General features: G+C 68.9%; 1 protein-coding gene. It reads right to left on the bottom strand.

Annotated features, from left to right (window positions below):
- The coding region (locus tag AC1DYG_RS20420; protein ID WP_477641661.1) for an isocitrate/isopropylmalate family dehydrogenase at window positions 1-392 on the bottom strand (392 nt) is incomplete at both ends.

Below are 392 nucleotides of genomic sequence, written 5' to 3'. Positions count from 1 at the left end.
CCATGTAGATGGTCGCGGCGTCGATGTGGCAGTACGCCGTCTCGATGTCGGGGTACTCGGCGCCCACGGTCTCCATCGCACGGGTCCAGATGCGGCCGGCGTTGGAGAGCACGTTGGTCTTGTGGATCAGCGTCAGGTGCTTGCGGCGGGTCCGTGCCAGCTCGTACGCGGCGCGGACGACGCGCTCGGCACCGAACCAGGTGTTGACCGAGACCTCGGTGGCAACCTCGTGCGGGGTGCCGATCCGGATCGAGCCGCCGTTGCCGGTGTACGGCCCCTCCGTGCCCTCACGGACCACGACGAAGTCGATGTCCGGGTTGGCGGCCAGCGGCGACTTCGACCCCGGGTACGTGCGGGCCGGACGCAGGTTCACGTGGTGGTCGAGCAGGAAG

The organism is Pedococcus sp. P1_H8 (assembly GCF_056405175.1).
This window is presented reverse-complemented; position numbering and strand designations above follow the sequence as displayed.